General features: G+C 40.2%; 1 pseudogene. It reads right to left on the reverse strand.

The features are described 5' to 3' along the window. A pseudogene (locus tag ACFVRR_RS24305) lies at positions 1-887 on the reverse strand (IS3 family transposase); the annotation flags it as partial. Between the last annotated feature and the right edge of the window lie 121 nt (positions 888-1,008).

Raw genomic sequence — 1,008 nt, forward strand, 5'->3', positions numbered from 1 at the left:
TGTATACACAGATCCTTGGTCACTATGTAACACGCAGTTCTCAGGCAGTGTTGGCAGTTGATCAAGTGTGTGTAAGACAAAGTCTGTGTCCTGCTTATCTCCAATCGTAAAAGCAATCACTGCTCCATTAGTTACATCCAATATACAGGAAAGGTACACTTGTTTCTGTCCATAAGGCAAATACGTGATGTCTGTTACTAGTTTTTCAAGAGGATGATCAGACTGAAAGTTCCGATCTAATATATTGTCGACCACGGCATATGGCTGCCCATTCTTCTTGCGCTTTTTCACCTTAACCCGGCACTGCCACTGATTTTTCTGCATAATACGCTGAACCGTTTTATGGTTAATACACATTCTCTTTTTTAATATAGCTGTGATTTTTCGATATCCATATCGATACTGGTGCTCTCGGCACAACGTGCCGATTTGTTTTTCTAAATGGCGCTTGGGATGATCTTTCTTCAGATTCTTCTTCCAACGATAATAAGACGAGCGAGAGATACCTAAATGAATACAGATATCCTGCACGGTCATTGTGCTGTGCAATTCTTCTACAAGTTCGACTGACGTTTGGCTATCAACTTCCTTTCCAATTCGTTGTACTTTTTTAACACTTCATTCTGTTGTCTCAGATATCGATTCTCTGCCTGCAGTTTCTCTAATTCGGAAGAATACTCCGGACCTTTTCCATAAGTGTATTGCTTACCAACAGGCTGTTCAAATCGATGTGTATCACCAGCCTTATACCATCTGACCCATGTCTTAATCTGCGTATTATTTTTGATATTCAACTCCTGCATGATCTCTTTCATAGGTACGCCTGCCAATCTCATTTCTACAGCCTTCTGTTTCACTTCAACCGGATAACTCACTCTTGTCCCCATAGAAAAAACACCTCCAAGTCTAATTTCGGATAACAATCATCCGTATTCAAACTTGAAGGTGTTTTTATTTGTCTCATCTTATGGGGTCAGTCCCTTACAGAGAAGGGTTTTTCTATTAAGA

This window comes from Gottfriedia sp. NPDC057948 (assembly GCF_042887255.1).
Taxonomy (GTDB): domain Bacteria; phylum Bacillota; class Bacilli; order Bacillales; family Bacillaceae_G; genus Gottfriedia.